Annotated in this window: 13 protein-coding genes; 6 read left to right on the plus strand and 7 right to left on the minus strand. The window is 69.5% G+C overall.

The window, feature by feature from the left end:
* Positions 1 to 61 precede the first annotated feature (61 nt).
* Positions 62 to 1,165, plus strand: a complete 1,104-nt coding sequence (locus HUA78_RS03540) for an acyltransferase (protein ID WP_371745484.1) — start codon at positions 62 to 64, stop codon at positions 1,163 to 1,165.
* A gap of 18 nt (positions 1,166 to 1,183) precedes the next feature.
* Here HUA78_RS03540 and HUA78_RS03545 read toward each other — a convergent pair whose 3' ends face one another.
* Positions 1,184 to 1,735: an FxsA family protein gene (locus HUA78_RS03545; RefSeq protein ID WP_141648064.1), complete on the minus strand. Its 552-nt coding sequence runs from the start codon at positions 1,733 to 1,735 to the stop codon at positions 1,184 to 1,186.
* An 81-nt stretch (positions 1,736 to 1,816) separates the two neighbouring features.
* Positions 1,817 to 2,356: a hypothetical protein gene (locus HUA78_RS03550; RefSeq protein WP_141648065.1), complete on the minus strand. Its 540-nt coding sequence runs from the start codon at positions 2,354 to 2,356 to the stop codon at positions 1,817 to 1,819.
* Positions 2,357 to 2,386: 30 nt separating this feature from the next.
* Between HUA78_RS03550 and HUA78_RS03555 the strand changes: the two genes are divergently transcribed.
* The 4 genes from HUA78_RS03555 (at position 2,387) to HUA78_RS03570 (ending at position 6,589) form a co-directional block, all read left to right on the plus strand.
* On the plus strand, positions 2,387 to 3,694 hold the full coding sequence (locus HUA78_RS03555) for a class I SAM-dependent rRNA methyltransferase (protein ID WP_174461468.1): 1,308 nt from the start codon (positions 2,387 to 2,389) through the stop codon (positions 3,692 to 3,694).
* Positions 3,695 to 3,745: 51 nt separating this feature from the next.
* Positions 3,746 to 4,243: a YkgJ family cysteine cluster protein gene (locus tag HUA78_RS03560; RefSeq protein WP_141645486.1), complete on the plus strand. Its 498-nt coding sequence runs from the start codon at positions 3,746 to 3,748 to the stop codon at positions 4,241 to 4,243.
* 239 nt (positions 4,244 to 4,482) lie between these two features.
* Positions 4,483 to 5,601, plus strand: coding sequence for a glycerate kinase (locus tag HUA78_RS03565; RefSeq protein WP_141645487.1), 1,119 nt, complete (start codon positions 4,483 to 4,485; stop codon positions 5,599 to 5,601).
* A gap of 289 nt (positions 5,602 to 5,890) precedes the next feature.
* Positions 5,891 to 6,589 carry a hypothetical protein gene (locus HUA78_RS03570; RefSeq protein WP_174475669.1) on the plus strand — a complete coding sequence of 233 codons (699 nt, stop codon included), beginning with the start codon at positions 5,891 to 5,893 and terminating at the stop codon, positions 6,587 to 6,589.
* 24 nt (positions 6,590 to 6,613) lie between these two features.
* Here HUA78_RS03570 and HUA78_RS03575 read toward each other — a convergent pair whose 3' ends face one another.
* The 4 genes from HUA78_RS03575 to HUA78_RS03590 all read right to left on the minus strand — a co-directional run bounded on the left by HUA78_RS03575 (position 6,614) and on the right by HUA78_RS03590 (position 14,353).
* The gene (locus HUA78_RS03575) at positions 6,614 to 9,298 is read right to left on the minus strand and encodes a peptidoglycan-binding protein (protein ID WP_174475670.1); all 2,685 of its coding nucleotides are present in this window, start codon (positions 9,296 to 9,298) and stop codon (positions 6,614 to 6,616) included.
* Positions 9,299 to 9,322: 24 nt separating this feature from the next.
* On the minus strand, positions 9,323 to 11,803 hold the full coding sequence (gene tssI / locus HUA78_RS03580; RefSeq protein WP_174475671.1) for a type VI secretion system tip protein VgrG: 2,481 nt from the start codon (positions 11,801 to 11,803) through the stop codon (positions 9,323 to 9,325).
* Positions 11,804 to 11,910: 107 nt separating this feature from the next.
* Complete coding sequence (locus HUA78_RS03585; protein WP_174475672.1) at positions 11,911 to 12,882, minus strand: nicotinamidase; 972 nt, start codon at positions 12,880 to 12,882, stop codon at positions 11,911 to 11,913.
* Positions 12,883 to 12,907: 25 nt separating this feature from the next.
* A complete protein-coding gene (locus HUA78_RS03590; RefSeq protein WP_141645492.1) occupies positions 12,908 to 14,353 on the minus strand; it encodes a nicotinate phosphoribosyltransferase in 1,446 nt (481 codons plus the stop codon).
* A 746-nt stretch (positions 14,354 to 15,099) separates the two neighbouring features.
* Here HUA78_RS03590 and HUA78_RS03595 point away from each other — a divergent pair.
* Positions 15,100 to 16,035 (plus strand): TonB C-terminal domain-containing protein, encoded by a 936-nt coding sequence (locus HUA78_RS03595; RefSeq protein WP_371745485.1) that lies wholly within the window; start codon positions 15,100 to 15,102, stop codon positions 16,033 to 16,035.
* Positions 16,036 to 16,041: 6 nt separating this feature from the next.
* On the opposite strand, the gene HUA78_RS03600 is transcribed toward HUA78_RS03595, so the two are convergent.
* Positions 16,042 to 16,557, minus strand: a complete 516-nt coding sequence (locus HUA78_RS03600) for a hypothetical protein (RefSeq protein ID WP_174453154.1) — start codon at positions 16,555 to 16,557, stop codon at positions 16,042 to 16,044.
* Positions 16,558 to 16,661 lie beyond the last annotated feature (104 nt).

The following is a 16,661-nucleotide window of genomic DNA, read 5'->3' on the forward strand; positions in this document are numbered from 1 at the left end:
ACCGCGTCCAGCCGTGCCTTTTCGAGACGCGGCCCTTGGGTCGTCCTATGCTCCGGGTCGCGTGAAACGACTCGGCCCCTCGTTCACCTTCCAGCAGCAATCGAACCGGCACCCCGGGCTCGACGGGGCGCGCGGGCTAGCGGTCCTCGCCATGGTGCTGGGACATACGCTGGACGCGCTGCTCTCGCCCGAAGCTCGCCTGAATCCCTGGGTGCAGCACTACTGGAGCTTTCGCGGAATCACCGCGCCCCTCTTCCTCCTCGTGAGTGGATGGGCCGTGGTCGCGGCGCTGGGAACCAAGCCCAATGCCGCGCGCGACTCGCTCGGTCGTCGCGTCCGTCGGTCGCTGTTGCTGTTGTTCCTCGGCTACGTCCTGCACTGGCCCGGCTGGCCGGCGGTGCATGACATGGGCTGGTCGGACGCGATGCTGTCGCGCGTCTTCGCCTTCGATGCGCTCCAATGCATCGGCTTCGCGCTGCTCGTGGGCTCCGTGCTGCTCGCGCTCGTGCCCGCGCGAGGAGGCCGTCCGCTCGTCCTGTTCACCCTGGCCGTGGCCGTCCCGCTGGCGAGCGCGACGATGTGGCGGCTGGGCGTGGGGCTGCCCGCGCCGGTCCAACAGTTCCTGGGCAGTGGCGAGGGCAGCCGCTTCCCTTTCTTCCCCTGGGCGGGCTTCTTCTTCGCGGGGGCCTTCGCCGCCTATGCGCTTCATCTGTTGAAGCCGGGCTGGCCCCAGGGCCTGGCGCTGCTGGCGCTGGGCTCGGGGGTGCTCGGGCTCACCCAGCTCACGGTGGCCGACTGGGGCCCCGCGAGCGCGTGGATGGTGGCCTACCGCGTGGGCCAGGGGCTCATGGTGCTGGGGGTGGTGAACCTGGCCCCCGTTCGACTCAGTGGGCTGCTGGCGCCCCTGGGCAGGCTGTCACTGTGGCTCTATGTCCTGCACCTGCCGGTGGTGTACGGCTGGGCGGACATCGCGGGACTCGCCAGCCGCGTGGGCCCCACGCTGGGGATTCCCGCCGCGTTGGGCGTGGGACTCGGCCTGCTGCTGGTCTGCGCGGGTGTGGCCCGGCTTGGCCGCTGGCTGACGGACCAGGCCCGCCCCTGGCGCTCGGGCTCCACCACGCTGAAGGCCAACCTCAGCAGCGCCCGGATGAGTCCGCGAGGCTGAGGCCCCGAGCCGCGCGGCTCAGTGTCGCGGCTCGTCCTCGGTGAACTCCGCGTCGACTTCGGACCGCGAAGCCCCGGAGCGCATTCGCGCGGACGGGCTCGCCGCGTCGTCCGTCCACGACTCGGGGAACGGAGCGCGGGGGGAAGGCTCGCCCGAGAATGGCCCCGGAAAGCCCACGCCTCCGAGGGTGGTGACGCGCAGCGAGCCGTCGCGCATGCGTCGCTCCACGGCACGGCGAAGGCGCGCCGTCACGAACCTCCGCACGGGCGGCAAGAGCAGCGACAGTCCCACCACATCGGTGAGGACACCGGGAATCACCAGCAGCACGCCGCCGAGCATGACCAGCGCGCCGCTGAACAACCCCTCCTCGGGGACCTGCCCCCGGGCCAGGGCGTCTCGCCAGCGGCGCATCACCCTGCCGCCCTCGCGACGGGCGAGCCACGAGCCCACCACACCCGTCAGCAACACCACGCCGAGCGTCGGCAGGAATCCCACCTCACGGCCAATGACGACCAGGAGGTACAGCTCCACGAAGGGAACGATGAGCGCGAGCAGGAAGTACTTGAACACGCCCACAACCTAACGCCGAGCGCTCCCTCGTGCCGGACAACCCTGCGGGCAAGCAGGCGCCTTCATGCCCGCCCGGAGGACCTAACGCCCGCCGAGGCCCGACAGCATCGAGTCCACGAGCAGGTACAGGAAGAAGAAGGCGCCAATGGCGATGAGGAAGAACTTCGCGCCCGGCTGGAAGCCCCTGGGCCCTTCCGTCGTCAGCGGCGTGTACGAGGAAGAGGCGCCCATCGTCTCGGACGACATCCCGGAGGCGCCGCCCGCGTAGCGCACCGTGCGCATGTACTGGTCCGCGACCACGCCCTCGTCGGAAGCCACCAGGGAGCGGCCCAATTGGGGGTCCACGAGCCGGGCGCCAGCCTTGGAGGCCAGTTGGGCGGCCTCGGCCACCACCTCGCGCACCAGGTCCGAGCGCTCGGCGAGGGGGATTCGCAGCTCGGTGGCCACCACCCGGCCCCCTTCGCGCAGCACTCCCACCTCCACGTCGCCGTGCTGGAAATGCCAGAGGCGGTTGCCGTCCGGACGGACGGTCACCCGCTTCTGCGAGAGGAGGCCATCCACCCGCGCCGCCTCGTAGGGCATGCCCGGCGTCATCGTCTGTAGGAGCAACTCGTATCTCACGCGGGTTGCGAGTATACGCCGCGAATCGCCATGCCCACCTCATCCAAGCCCCCTTCTGGCCCCCATCGCGGTGGCAGGCCCTCCTCCCCGCCTCACGGTTCGGGCCGTGGCCGCCCCCACCACCGTCCCGAAAAGGTCGCCCCGGACCGGACTTCCCCCGAGATTGGCCCGGACGGGCTGCCCCAGGTCTCCCTGGTGCGCCGGGGCGTGGACCGCTGGCAGGCGGGGCACCCGTGGATTTATCGCGCGGACCTCAACGGTGACCCGGGCCTCGTCGGCGGCGAGGTGGTGCGCGTGGTGGACGGGCGCGGCTGGTTCATCGGCAAGGCGTTCTATTCGCGCCAGTCGAAGATTTCGCTGCGCTGGCTCAGCTTCGACGACGTGGCCGTGGACGACGACTTCTTCCGTCAGCGCCTGCTGGCCGCGCAGGCCCTGCGCACCCGCGCGCTCCCGGGCGAGACGACGTACCGGCTGATGCACGGCGAGGCGGACGGGATTCCGGGCCTCGTGGTGGACCGCTACGGCGACTACCTCAGCGTCCAGTTCCTGGTGCCCGCCGTGGAGCAGCGCAAGGCGCTCATCGCGGACCTGCTGCAGGAGCAGTTCCAGCCGAAGGGCATCGTCAACCGCTCGGACGTGAGCGTGCGCCACCTGGAGGGCCTGACGCCGGAGAAGGGCATGCTGCGCGGCGAGGCGCCCGGCCCCGTCTCCTTCGACGAGGGCCTGGTGCGCGTGCGCGCGGACCTGCTCGAGGGCCAGAAGACGGGCGCGTTCCTGGACCAGCGGGAGAACCACGTCGTCGCCGCGCAGTACGCCCATGGCGAGGCGCTGGACTGCTTCTCGTATGTGGGAGGCTTCGCCCTCCAGCTCGCCACGCGCGCCCAGAGCGTCACGGCGGTGGAGATTTCGGAGCTGGCGGCCGCCCAACTGCGCGACAACGCCGCCGCCAACAAGCTCTCCAACCTGAACGTCGTGGTGGCCAACGCCTTCGACTTCCTGCGCGACGCCGTGGACGAGGGTCGCAAGTTCGACACCATCGTCCTGGACCCGCCGTCCTTCGCGAAGAACAAGGACGCCATCGCCGCCGCGGTGCGCGGCTACAAGGAAATCAACCTCCGCGCCATGCAGCTGTTGCGGCCCGGCGGCATCCTCATCACCGCGAGCTGCACGTACCACGTGGACGAGCAGGCGTTCGAGGACATGCTCGCCTCCGCCGCCGCGGATGCGCGCCGCCGCATGCAGATCATCGAGCGACGTGGCGCCGGCAAGGACCACCCCGTGCTGCTCAACCTGCGGGAAACCCGCTACCTGAAGTGTTACGTGCTGCGCGCCCTGTGAGGCCCCCCGCATCGACCCGCGCTCCGGTGGCATGAGACAACGGCGCTGACCATGCGGACCCGGGACTGGGATGAAGACGAGGACTCGCGCGCGCCAGGGGGCACTCGCGAGAAGGAGCGCGCACTGAAGGAAGTGCGCACCATCTACCGTCAAGCGGACGCCGCCTACGTCCCCTTCTCGTGTTCCGCCAGCGGCGAGTGCTGCCAGCTGGCCACGACGGGCCGCCAGCCCTGGCTGTGGCTGCCCGAGTGGGAACTCCTGACGAAGGGCCGTCCCCTGCCCCCACCCCGCGCGGACGGCGGGTGCCCCTACCTGGATGCGGCGGGCAAGCGCTGCACCGTGTACGCGGACCGTCCGTTCGGCTGCCGCACGTTCTTCTGCGAGCGCATTCGCGGCCCCGCACGCCAACCCGCGGAGACCGTGGGCGTGCTGCTCGAGCGCCTGGAGCGCGTGTCCCAGAGCCGGGATGCCACGCTGAAAGCGCCGCGTCCCCTGCTCGAATGGCACGCGGAGGCAATCGCCTCGGCGGCGTCGCGACAGACACCCTGACGGGTCTGTCTGTACCGCGCCCGCACCCGGTCTGCGATGAATCCGGCTCTTGGAGTCAAGGCAACGTTGCAATTCGGGAGTTTTGATAACAGGGGAGCATGTATCAGGGTGAACTCGTCCGCTGACGGGGCAATGATTGCAGCGTCAATCGGATGCGGAGGCGTGGGCTTGCGGAGAAGTCGGATGCAGGGAGCGACAGGTCATCGAAGCCACCCGATGAAAAGTCGGGAGTCGCTGCCGTGATTTCTCCTCGCTGGCTCGTGGCACCTCAGGAGTTCAAGGGCACCCTCACGGCCGCGGAAGCCGCCGAGGCCATGGCCAAGGGCGTGCGGGAAATCTCGCCCGAGGTGGTGCTGGATGTCGCCCCGCTCGCCGACGGTGGACCTGGCACGGTGGACGCGCTGCTGTCGGGCACGCGGGGCGAGCGCCGCGTGTGCCATGTGCATGGTCCGTTGGGTCAGCAGGTGGAGGCCCACTGGGCCTTGCTGGAGGATGGCCGCACCGCGGTGGTGGAGATGGCGGCGGCGTCCGGGCTGACGCGGATGGAGCCCACTCCGAGCAACGCGCGACGGGCCTCCACGTATGGCACGGGCGAGCTGATGCGCGCCGCGCTGGACGCGGGCTGCGAGCGGCTCATCGTCGGCCTGGGTGGCAGCGCCACGACAGACGGCGGCACGGGCGCGTTGACGGCATTGGGCTATCGCTTCCTGGACGTGCACGGCAACCCGCTGCCGCCGGGTGGAGGCGCGCTGGCGGCGCTGGCTCGGGTGGAGGCGACGGAGCGTCATCCCCGGCTCGGACAGGTGGAGCTGATGGGTGCCACGGATGTCACGTCGCCGCTGCTCGGGGCAGATGGCGCCGCGCACCTGTTCAGTCCGCAGAAGGGCGCGGACGCGGAGGTGGTCGAGGCGCTGGAAGCGGCGCTGGCGCACTTCGCGCGCGTGGTGGGCGACACGGCGGCGGGCTGGCCCGGTGCGGGTGCCGCGGGCGGCTTCGGGTTCGGACTGACGGCGCTCGCGGGTGCGCGACTGGTGCCCGGGTATGAGCTGGTTTCGCGCGCTCTGGGACTGGAGCGGCGCGTGTTGCTCGCGGAGGTGGTGCTCACGGGCGAGGGCCGCTTCGACCGGCAGACGTCCCTGGGCAAGGGGCCTGGTGGGCTGGCGCGACTGGCGCGAGAGCACGGCACGCCGGTGGAGCTGTTCGCAGGCTCGGTGCAGCGCGATGAGGGACTGGAGTTGGACTTGTTCCACACGGTGGTGGACCTGAGCGCCCAGGCGCGTCCGGGGGCCTCGGCGGCGGACGTGCTCCGTGAAGCCGTGGCGCGGTGGACGGTGGCGCGGCTCAAGTCCGGTCGCTGACAGTCTCGGCCTCGCCCGGGATGTAGGCCGCCGCACAAGGAGACCTGTCCTGTGGCGCGGGAGGGCTTGCCCGCGAGGCGCTCGGCAAGGGGATGGGGCGCGCGCGCCTGCACACGCACGGGAGGGAGCGGTACACTTCACGGCCATGCGCCACGTCCTGCTCGCCGCTACCGCAGCATGCCTTGCGTCCGCCTGCACCGAGGGGTCGCTCCGCACCGCCTCGGCGTCCCCCTCGTCCCAGGCTCGAAGTGGTGAAGCCCCTCCGCCCTCCCGTGCGGATTCTCCGGTGATGGGTCAGGGAACTGGCGGCACGGGCCATGCGCCAGGCACGAGTGCATCCCCCTCCACGACGGCGCAGGGCACGGGCGGAAGCTCGAACTCCGGGGTCACGCCGGCCACTGGCACGAAAGGCAACGCGAGCACTGGCAACACGACGGCTCCGGGCACGGGAGGCAACCCAGGCACAGGGGCCACGACGGCACAGGGCACGGGAGGCGACCCGAGCCCCGCGTCCACGACACCGCCCGCGACAGCCCCAGGCGCAGGCAGCCCCGCTCCCACGGCGTCCGCATCGGGTCCCTGCGCACGCGATGAGACCTTCCGCATCACCACGGTGGGCAAGGGCACGCGCCCTGCCCTTCAGGTGGAGCCGGACCCTGGCCATGGGAAGGCCCTGCGAGCAGCGGAAGTGGACCTGGACGGCCGTGGCCAGCAGGACCTCTACGTCGTCTTCCCCACGGACGCCGGGAGCGATGGCGCCACCGTGCAGGCCCTCTACGTCCACTGCAGCGGAGACCGGTACGCCCCCGTCTGGGGCCCCGAGTACACGCTGGAGCTCAAGCCGCTGGACACCCGCACCCAGGGCTGGCGCGACGTGGTGCACCGGGAAAAGGGCGGCACGCTCGATGCGCCCACGACGAAGCGCGTGACGATGCGCTTCCAGGGCGACACCTACCAGGACGCATCCACGGAGACGGAGAAGCCCTGACGGGCGACTCCGCCTCCCGGCGACTCAAGGCACGTCGAAGTTGAACGAGTTGCGCGTCGACAACAGCGTGGTGCCCGCGGGAAGCGCGAGCTGGTAGTTGCGCGGATTCGTCGTCTGCACCGTGCCCCCAAGCCAGCCCGGCCAGTTCGCCACGTTGTCCACCGAGTCATTCACGCTGGAGGCTTCCGCGAGAATGTGGGTGATGAGCGCCGTCTCGTGAGCGTTGGTCCAGAGGTTGGGGGCCTGGGTCCAATTGAGCGTGGGGTTCGCCTGCTTCGCGGCCGTGAAGGCATTGCGCAGCCGCTGCCCCGCGGAGTTCTGCGCCGCGACATGGCCGGGACGGAAGATGTGCCAGCGCAGCAGGATGCCCATGAGCTTCTCGGACGTCGCCACGTCGCCGACGGTCGGAGCACGCGCGTTGGCGCCGGTGCCCACGTTGGCCACACCCGTGCCCCAGGGCGTGTCGCGGATGTCTCGCAGGCGGATGCGGGCCGCGTTCCACATGGCGCGCTGGAATCCCTCGATGGTCCGTCCCGCCATCTGGAAGCGGTAGTACCAGTGATACGTCTTGTAGTAGTTGCCCGCCGATTCCGTCTCGTCCATCCGCGCCCAGGTCGCGTCGTCGCGCTGCTGCGCGGGCCAACCCGAGTACTTCTTGCCACTGCTGCTGTAGAGCGTGGCGCCGTTGCCGGCCCCCGCGTCCCAGTCCTCGTCGATGCGCAGGCCGAAGAACTCGATGGCCTCCTCGAAGGCGGCCTGGTTGCTGGAGCGCAGGTAGGCGAGGAAGCCGCACAGCTCACCCTCGGAGGGCTCGGCGCTGCCGGCGAAGAGGATGCCCAGCGTCCAGTGACACGGCCCCAGTGAGATGAAGGCGTTGTCGTAGGCGTTGAGCGAGTCGAAGTACCCCAGGTTCTCCTGCTCGGCGGCGGCGCGGACCACTTTGTAGGTGGAGCGCTGGGAGGCCGTCATCGAGTTGTAGTTGGCGACGCCCACCAGGTTGGACGGCAGCAACTCCGACGTCGCCCACGTGTGTCGGGTGGGCATGCTCACCGGCCCGCCGTAGCTGGGATAGGTGGTGTACGTGCCGAGCACGCGCAGGTCGTCCTCGTTCCGGCCGGTGGGCAGCGTGTAGTAGCCGGTGAAGTCGCGCACGTAGATGCGCGGCGCGGTGTTGGCGCAGTCGTCGTGCCGCCAGAGGTTGTCCTGGAAGACCGTGGTGGGGTTGCCGTTCGCCACGTTCATCGCCCGGACGATGACGGGGCAGCGCCAACGATTGGTGAGCCAGTGACGGATGCGCTGCTCGGTGTCGTCGTTGACGATGCCGCTGACCGCGCCCTGGTAGACCTGGGTGTTGGCCACCTGGGACAGCCGCTCCACGTAGTTGGTGCTCGTGTTGGCGGTGTCCTCCTGCGCGACGTTCTCCATCTTCGAGTAGATCTGGAACTCGCGCACGGCCCAGTCGGTGCCCAGTCCGAAGGCGCCGTCCGGAGTGCCGCCGATGAGGAAGCCCAGCTCGCGCAGGTCACGCTGGAGCCGGAGCACGTGCGTGGGCGCGGTGAGGGCATTGCCCACGGTGCCAGTACCGGGAGCGACCAGGGTGGGAGCGCCGTTGTTGCCCTGGGCGACAGGCTGTACCGCGCCACCCCAGCGGTGCTGGTCGTCGCGGTCCCTTCGCTGGAGGACGAAGCCACCGTAGCGATGCGTGTCCACGGCCGTGGCGCTCTGCTGCGCGGTGGCGGCGGCAGCCGTGCCACCCGTCGCCGCGCCGCCCGTCGAGGTCCCTCCGCCAGTCTGCCCCGTCGCGGCGGTCGTCGTGCCCGAGCCACCCGTGCCAGTACCGCTCTGCGCGGTCGTAGCCGTCGTCGTGCCCGAACCACCCGTGCCGCTCGCCGAGCCACCCGTGCTCGAACCACCACCCTGCGGACTCGCACTCGCCGAACCCGTCGCAGGAGGCGGAGGTGCTCCCGCTCCCGCCGACGACTCACCACCTGGTGAGCCTCCACCCTCCTCGACTTCCTCCTCGTCATCGTCCGACCCGAAGGACGGCGGCAGGACCTCCGTGCCTCCGTTCTGCTCGTGCCGGTCCGCGAGGCTCTCGAGCGTCTCCTTGCTCAGCTCACCCGTGGGAGTCAGGAGCAGCGCCAACTGGAAGCTGGCCAGCGCCGTGCGGGTGTCCTCCGTCAGCTCGTTGTTGATGGGGCCGTTGTACCAACCCAGGTTCGCCAGTCGCGCCTGCACGCCACTGAGCGCATCCAGCGGGTCCAGGTGGCCCAGCTTCAACTGCCACTCACACGACAGCTCGGGCTCCTCGGAGGTCCAGACCTTGAGCGTGGCCTCCGTCGCTTCCGGTGGCAGCGGCTGGTCCAGGAGCCCCTGGAAGGTGAGCGTCCCCTTCAGCAGCTTCTCGCCCAGCTTCAGCTCGTAGCGCTTGAGCCCCAGCGGCGCGTTCGCCCGTCGCATGCCCAGCCGGATGCGGTCCGGCGGGTCTCCGCCCTGCAAGCTGTAGCTGGAGCCCGCGGAGACCTTGAGTCCCGGCAGCTCCGGGATGACCACCTCGTCATCCACCTGGAGGCAGAACGGATTCGTCCGCTTCGCGCGCAGGGGCGCGTTGTCCGGGTGGTCCCAGAGTTCCTGCCACTTGGCGAACCCATACTGCCGAGCAATCTTCGAGAGCCACTCCCCCTGCTTGACCTTGTGCCGTGTGCTCATTGCGAGTTGGGTCCTTCCAGCGAATCAGCCCTGCGGTTTCGGGAACGACAGCACGGACTCACCTTCCGGCAGCTTGTCGAGCTTCGCGCCGCCCTGCCCGTCCAGCGTGCCCTTGCGGACACTGCCATCCGGCAACTTGAGCTCGAACTCGCGCCCCTCCACGGACCCGCCGCTCCGGCTCTTCATCTTGATTTTCATCGAGCCCGACTCGGCCGGCGGCAGCTTTCCAATCTCCTTGAGGCTGATGGACTCGCTCTTCGCCGAACCCGCCGCCTCCATCTTCACCTTGGCGCCCTTGAACTTCACCTCGGAGCCATCCAGCGTGAGCGTCTTGGCGTAGAGCTTCACGTTGCCGGACTTCTCCACCTGCAACGCCAGGTTCCCGTTGACGATGACGGAGAGCTTGTCGGACTTGAGCGAGTACGTCTTGGCCATCAAGGTCGTCTCCTCCTTGACGGCAATCTGGAACAGGCCCTTCACCTCTTCCTTCAGGTCCTTGCCCACCGTCACCGTGGCGCCGCCCTTCACCTCGGTCTTCCAGTCGGTGCCGACCTTCCGCTCCGTCTTCTCCGCCACCGTCTCGCTGCGGTGACCCATGACGTTCTCGAAGTGCGCGGCACCGACCTGAAGCGACTTCACACCTCCGGTCGCCTCGTTCAAGGCCAGCGCGACGGACACCGCCAGCGCTCCGCCAATCGTGGTGGCCTTCGCCGCGCCCACCATCTCCGATGAAGCCTTGGAGACGTCCACGAAGAGGTTGCCGCCCACCGACATCACCTGGTTGCCGTCGACCGCCTCGTCGTGGCTCCCGAGCGTGGTGCTCTCACGGTCCTTCTCCACCAGCAGCGACTGGTTGCCCTCCACCATCGCCACGTCGTGCTTCTTCACCAGCAACGACTGGAACCCCTCCACCGTGCGCTTGCGGTCCTTCTTCACCAGCAGCGACTCGTACCCACCGACCTGCTGGTCCTTGTTGTTCTCCGTGAGCAGGTCTTCGTCCTTCTGCGCGTGGGTGAAGATCTCCTCCGCACCCGTCGAATCCTCGACGCGCACCTCGTTGAAGCCGTCGCTGCCCGGGCTCGACGCGCTCTTGCGAGTGCTCTTCGTCTTCTCGTCCGGCAGCGGGTACGGCGCCATGTTGGAGCCGTTGTAGACGGCGCCCGCCACCAGCGGTCGGTCCGGGTCGCCTTCCAGGAAGCGCACCACCACCTCCTGACCGATGCGCGGCAGCCACACGTCGCCCCAGGCCGGACCGCCCCACGGCTGGCCCACGCGCACCCAGCAGGAGGCCTTCTCGTCCCTCTTGCCCTCGCGGTCCCAGTGGAACTGGACCTTCACGCGGCCATGCGCGTCGGTGTGGATCTCCTCGCCGGAGGGCCCCACCACCGTGGCCGTCTGCAGGCCCGCGATGCGCGGCGGCGGCGTCTTGCGTCGCGGCCGGAAGGGCACCGCCTTGGGCAGGAGCTGGAACTGGTTGCGATAGAGCCCCTGGAGCGACTCGCTGCCCCCGGAGACGTCCGGCTGCAGGCCCGAGTGCACCACGTCGGTGACCAGGTACTCGCCCGCGAAGACGTCCTCCTCGGACAGCTCCACCTCCAGCAGGAACCCCGGCGTCAGCCGAGGCGCCACGCTGTCACCCGCGAGCGTCCGGCCTCCCACCGTGGCCTCCTCCACGCGCACGCTCGACGTGGACTTGCCCACGCCCGGTGTCACGTAGCCTGCGGGATAGTCGTAGAGCTCCAGCGCCGTCACGCCCTCCGCGGCCTCCGTCTTTCCGGAGACATCCAGCGCGGGCTTCTCGAAGTCGTAGTCCTTCAGGTGCACGGCGCCCGGACGCAGCCGGTGCACCACTTCCAACGCGGAGAGGTACTCCTCCTCCACCACCGCCTTGCCCAGACTGGGACGCAGGGGCAGTGCCTTGCCCTGCGGCAGCGGCGCGTGCGCGCTCGGCTTGTCGCCCAGCACCAGCGTGTGCCCGTCCTCGGCGTGCTCGAAGAAGTAGAAGATGCCCTCCCACTCCATCAGCCGACTGAGGAAGGCGAAGTCCGTCTCGCGGTACTGCACGCAGTACTCGCGCGGCGCGTAGGCGGCGGACAGGGCCGCGCGCACCTCGATGCCGTTCTCCTTCAGCACCGCCTTGAGGATGTCCGGGACGGTCTTCTCCTGGAAGATGCGGCTCTTGTGGGCCTGCGTCAGTCGCCACAACCGCGGCACCACGTGCGCCCGGTAACGCCTGCGCCCCGTCTTCATCCCCAGGGCTTCCACCTCGCGCACCCAGCCGTGAACGTGCCGGGCGGCGAAATCCCGCACCGAGAACGTCACCAGGGCGTCCTGTCCCACGAGCTCCGCCACTTCGAGCGGCTCGGCGTCCACCGTGAAGAAGTCCACACGGAAGTCGTACAGCCGGCTGAGGCCCTCGGAGCCGGAGACACCCGACACGCCCAACCCGTCCGGGCCATGGGGGCCGACCTTCAGCGAGAACGCCGGTGAGCTCTGTCGTGACATGACTCCCCCTTCACCAGCGGCAAGCCATCAACGGCAGGCCGGGGACGGAGGCGGAATTCTACCACACCGAGTGAATCCCGGCGCACGCCCCACGCCGGAAGTCCGGCTCAAACGTCCAGCGGCTCCGTGGTGCGCACCACCCGCATCCCCGCCCGCCGCAGCTCCTCGATGGCCTCGTCCGCCACTCGTGGGAAGTCCAGCGAGGGCGGAAGCGGCTCCAGCGGCGGCGCGGGCACCGGGCTCATCGCGTCCACCAGGATGTGGACCCGCCCCATCTTCGAGCGGTCCGTCCGCTCGATGTGCTCCCGGAGGTCCCTCAGCGTGGACAGGACGCAGTGCGACTTGGCCTGACCGAAGACGTAGAGGCGATCAAACGTCATCAGCCGCTCGAAGAGGCGCGTATTGAATTCGCCCACACGCTGCCCCTTCACCTCCGTCACCTCGGGCATGAGCACGGAGTAGTTCTCCGTGAGCGGGTGCTCGCCCTTCAGCTCGAAGTGGGTGGCCGTGTCCCGCGCCAGGGCGTGGAACACGCTCGCCTCGTAGAACGCCGGCACCAGCGCGTGGCTCAGGCCCCCGAGCAGCGCATGGTACGGCCAGATGGTGAGCACGTAGCGCGCCTGCGCCTCCAGGCGCTCGCAGTACTCCAGGCTCTCTTCCGGAAAGCGCGTGGCCCGCCAGCGGCCGGAGCGGACATCCGCCGCGGACACCTGCGTCATCGGCGCGGGGTGCCGTCCCTCCGCGTCCTTCCACCAGGCGGGATGGAAGATTTGAAAGATGCGATGGGTGTCGAGCGAGAACACCAGCTCCGTCACCCGGTTGAGGTGCGAGTAGAGCCAGCGCAGCGTGCGCTGGGTGTCCTCGACGGCGCCGGGGACGAAGAGGCTGGCGCCGGGGGTGCAGAAGGCCGCCTGCACGTCGATACCGAAGGCGGCGATGCGCACCCGGTCCTCGCGCGCGGGGCGCACGCCGTGCTCGGCGACATAGCGTCGGGCCTCGTCGGCGACCTCGGCGGTGCGCTCCAGGTAGAGCTGACCCGAGCGAGCGTCCTCGTGGAAGCGGGGGATGGGCAGCGACATGCGGTCCTCCAGGGGTGGGCCTGTATCAGCGGCCCTTGGGGAAGTGACGCCGCGTCAGCTCCTCGACGAGCGCCTTCGTGGCGGGAGTCTGGGCAATCTTCGCGGGCTCCGCGCTCGCCTCCAGCGCGCCCACCAGGGACGGCTTCTCCGGCTCGGCCTCCATGAGCGGGAAGTAGCCCTCCGGCACCGGCTCGCCTTCCTGGCCCACGAGGCCAATGGGGCCGGAGCCATGCCGACGGCGGAAGAGGACGGGAGTGCCGGGGATGCTCTGCTTGCCCTCGGCCAGCTCGTTGCCGAACTTCATCACCGGCTGGGGGCCCGTCTGCGACAGCTTGTAGATGGCGGCCACCCTGTCGCGCGTGAAGGGGCAGTCCATGGTGCGCGCGACGATGTGGCCGCCGTAGCCGTAGAACTGCGCGCTCGGATCCCAGCCCACCTGTCGCCGCAGCTCCTCGAACTCGCGAGTGGCCTCCGCGTCCAGACCATCCTCGAGGATGTTGACGGGCTTGATGCCCATGTCGCGCGCGCGCGTCACGGCGTAGAGGTACTGGAGCTTCTTGTTGCCGGAGTCGAAGCGGATGGAGTCGCCGGAGCCCGGGTCCTCGCGGATGAGCTGGAAGGCGGCGGGGATGCCCGAGGTGAGCGTGTCGAAGGTGTCCAGCAGGTAGCTGGAGCGCTGGGGGCGGCGCTCGCGCATGGCGCGGAACGCGGCATCATCCGAGCCGTAGCGCTGGATGTGCTCATGCCCCATGGTGCCCACCGGCATCATCCCCAGCGAGCGCGCGCCCTCCACGTTGCTGGTGCGCGTCACGCCCACGTCCTTGCAGGCGCGCAGGGCGATGTCGTGCTGCCCCAGACAGGTCGCCGCGCGCAGGCCCACCTCGAAGATGCGCGCGGGGTCCTCCACCACGTCGACGAGTTCCTGGACGGTGGCGCGCACGCGCTGGGCATACCCGTCCGAGTCCACGGTGATGGGCACGGGCTTGACGCCCACCGCGTCGAGCGTCTCCAGGGCGATGGTCTTCTGCTCCTCGCAGGTGACGCGGGCGAGCGCGCGGGCCAGCACATCCCGGTCCATCAGGGCCTGGGTGGCGACCTGGATGCGGAAGTTGAGCTGGAGCAGCAGCGGCTCCACCCAGGAGACCAGGGCGGAGGGGCCGGTGAGGGTGAGGATGGGCTCGCGCGGAAAGAAGAGCGTGCCGCGCGGAATGGCGCGGATGGAGAGCTTCTCCTTGCGGAGGATGGCGGCCTTGAAGCCCACGCCCATCTCGTAGTCGTAGCGCGCGAGAAAGTCGTAGTCCTCGGGCTTCGGCTCGGGGAGGAGCGAGCGCACGTAGGCGGCCAGGTCCAGGGGCATGACCTGGAGACCGCCCTTGCGGTGTGAGTAATAGAACGTCTCCCGGCGCAACGGCCAGCCGGCCTCCGCCATGCTGAACTTGTAGCCATCCGTCGCGAGCAGCGAGGTCGCCATCCTGGGTGCCTTCCTCCGGTGTTTCTTGAGACTACGCGCGCCATGATGGGTTTCCTACCCTTCTGGCTCGCTTTCCCGGGCGTGCGGTGTCGACTCGATTAAAAGCAGAGTCCATGTCGCCGGCCCCCTCCCGACGCCTGCTCCCCGCGCTCGCGGCCAGTGTGGCCGTGCACGGGCTGCTGTGGCTGGCCGTCGACGGAATGCCTCCAGCCACGCGGCCACCGGCAGCCCTCCCCCGCCCCGCCGAGCTGGAATGGGTGGAGGTGGAGGTGACCTCGTCGGCCGTGGCGAACCCGGCACAGGAGAGCGAGGCACGTCCCCCGAAGGCGTCGAGCGCGCACAAGCAGGCGCTCACTGAGCGCCCACGTGGAGACAAGACGCTTCCCCATGCGCCCGACTCCACGCCGCGAGCCGAAGAGAGCGGGCCTCCTCCACCGAGCAACTCGGCGACAGAGATGTCCGCCGCCACGGAACGAGCACGACAGAGCACGCCCCACGCCTCGACCACACCACTGGCCGATACGGCCGCCACCGCCGAGCGTGCACAAGAGAGTGAGCCGAGCAGCCCGCGGACCGATACATCCCCCGCTGATTTCGCTCGAGAGAATGAGCGGAGCAGCCCGCGAACCGACACGTCCGCCGCCGCGCAGCAGGCACCGGAACGCGAGCCCCGCGTGCCGAGCGACGCACTCGCCGATACATCGCCGCCCATGGACCTGGCGAGGGAACACGCGCCACGTGGCTCCGTGAGCGACAGCCCCCGCGCCAATCCGCTCCTCGCCAACGATGTTCCGCGGGCGGCGCCCTCTTCCACCGCCCTCACGGATTTCGCGCTCGCACCGGAGAGCATGGCGCGGACCGCGGACTCCACGCGACTCTCGGAGTCCTCCGGCTCGCGACTGCTCCTGGCGGCTCGGACCCAGGCGGCGCCGATGCGACTGAGCGACACCACGGCCGCGCCCGACGTGGGAATCCGGGACGCACGCAAATCCCCCACGCCCCAGGCGCTCGTGGAGGACCTCGTCTCGGAGAGCGTGGGGCGCGGCAAGGTGGACCGAGGGCTCGTGCATCCCTACTTCAGCCAGCTCGGCAAGAAGCTGGTCGCCTTGTGGGACGCGGACCGCTCCGTGAAGGAGCACGGCCTCCAGGGCTACTTCGACATGGGCATGGAGCGCAGTCGCGCCTATGGCCGCGCCTGGAGCGAGCGCGCCGCCAACTACGGCTCCTCGGGCGCGTTCGTCGCGAACAACCAGCCCGTGGACGACAAGCGCCGCCCGACCAGCACGGTGGGAGACCCGGCCCTGCGCATGCGCAGCGAGCTGCGCGAGAAGATGCGCGAAGGCTTCCGCTCCACGCGCCGAGCCCTCATCCGCGTCGTCCAGGACCGCCAGGGACGCCTGCTCGACGTCTTGCTCGTGGAGCCCAGTCACCAGCCTCAAGTGGACCAGGAGGCGGTGAAGGACGTGCGCTCCGCCGCGGAGAAGCTCCCACCGCCGCCCGCCGAAGCCGTGGGGAGCCGCGAGCGCATCGTCAGCCTCTGGGAGTTCGAGCTGATCATCTCCATCAGCCCGCCCATCCCCACCTTCACCTTCGAGTTCGACGAGGCGCTCGGCTTCATCGACACGCGCCTGCCCCTGGACAAGCGCATCTACAAGCGCGTGCGCCTCGTCGAGCTTCGCTAGCGCGACCTAAAGGCAGTCCACCAGGCCGTCGTAAAGCGTCGTGCTCGTCCCCGGCAACGTCGCGTAGAGCGGCTCCGGCCCCGCGAGCGCCGTCAGCAGCTTCGCCATCGTCGTTCCACGCGCCAGCGGACTCCTGCAGGCCCATGTCCGCGTCTGCGTGGAGATGACTCCCGTGCGCGAATCGATGTTCTCGGCGCTCCCACCGAACACCCAGAGGCACTGCCCGATGACACCCGTCCGCGTCTCCACCGAACAGCGAAACACGATGGACTCGATGTTCGCGTAGTCCCCCTCACAGAACGTGTCGCCACAGATGTCGTCGAAGTTCTGCCTCAGGTGAGCGCGGAGCTCGAACCACGCCTGGAACTCCGCCTCCGTCTGAAAATAGCTCACCTCATCGACATACGACTTCGCCCGCCGCTCCAGGGGTAACGAGGACACCCCTGCCTGGGGCACCTGCGCCCCAGCGAACGACGACAGCCCCAACATCGACGGCACCACCCACCAAGAACTCATGCGCATCCCGACGGACCTCCCCCTGGAACCACCAGGTCACTCGGGCTTAACGCGCTCTTCACGATAGACAGTCTTCACAACCCATCCTGGATGACATGGAGTGTCCGCCT

The sequence above is a fragment of the Myxococcus sp. CA033 genome, assembly GCF_013336625.1.
GTDB lineage: Bacteria > Myxococcota > Myxococcia > Myxococcales > Myxococcaceae > Myxococcus > Myxococcus llanfairpwllgwyngyllgogerychwyrndrobwllllantysiliogogogochensis.

Excerpts from the sequence above, each read along its gene's own strand:
- HUA78_RS03555 (WP_174461468.1), top strand. The coding sequence starts at position 2,387 with ATGCCCACCTCATCCAAGCCCCCTTCTGGCCCCCATCGCGGTGGCAGG.
- HUA78_RS03560 (WP_141645486.1), top strand. The coding sequence starts at position 3,746 with ATGCGGACCCGGGACTGGGATGAAGACGAGGACTCGCGCGCGCCAGGG.
- HUA78_RS03570 (WP_174475669.1), top strand. The coding sequence starts at position 5,891 with ATGGGTCAGGGAACTGGCGGCACGGGCCATGCGCCAGGCACGAGTGCA.
- HUA78_RS03575 (WP_174475670.1), bottom strand. The coding sequence starts at position 9,298 with ATGAGCACACGGCACAAGGTCAAGCAGGGGGAGTGGCTCTCGAAGATT.
- tssI (WP_174475671.1), bottom strand. The coding sequence starts at position 11,803 with ATGTCACGACAGAGCTCACCGGCGTTCTCGCTGAAGGTCGGCCCCCAT.
- HUA78_RS03585 (WP_174475672.1), bottom strand. The coding sequence starts at position 12,882 with ATGTCGCTGCCCATCCCCCGCTTCCACGAGGACGCTCGCTCGGGTCAG.
- HUA78_RS03590 (WP_141645492.1), bottom strand. The coding sequence starts at position 14,353 with ATGGCGACCTCGCTGCTCGCGACGGATGGCTACAAGTTCAGCATGGCG.
- HUA78_RS03600 (WP_174453154.1), bottom strand. The coding sequence starts at position 16,557 with ATGCGCATGAGTTCTTGGTGGGTGGTGCCGTCGATGTTGGGGCTGTCG.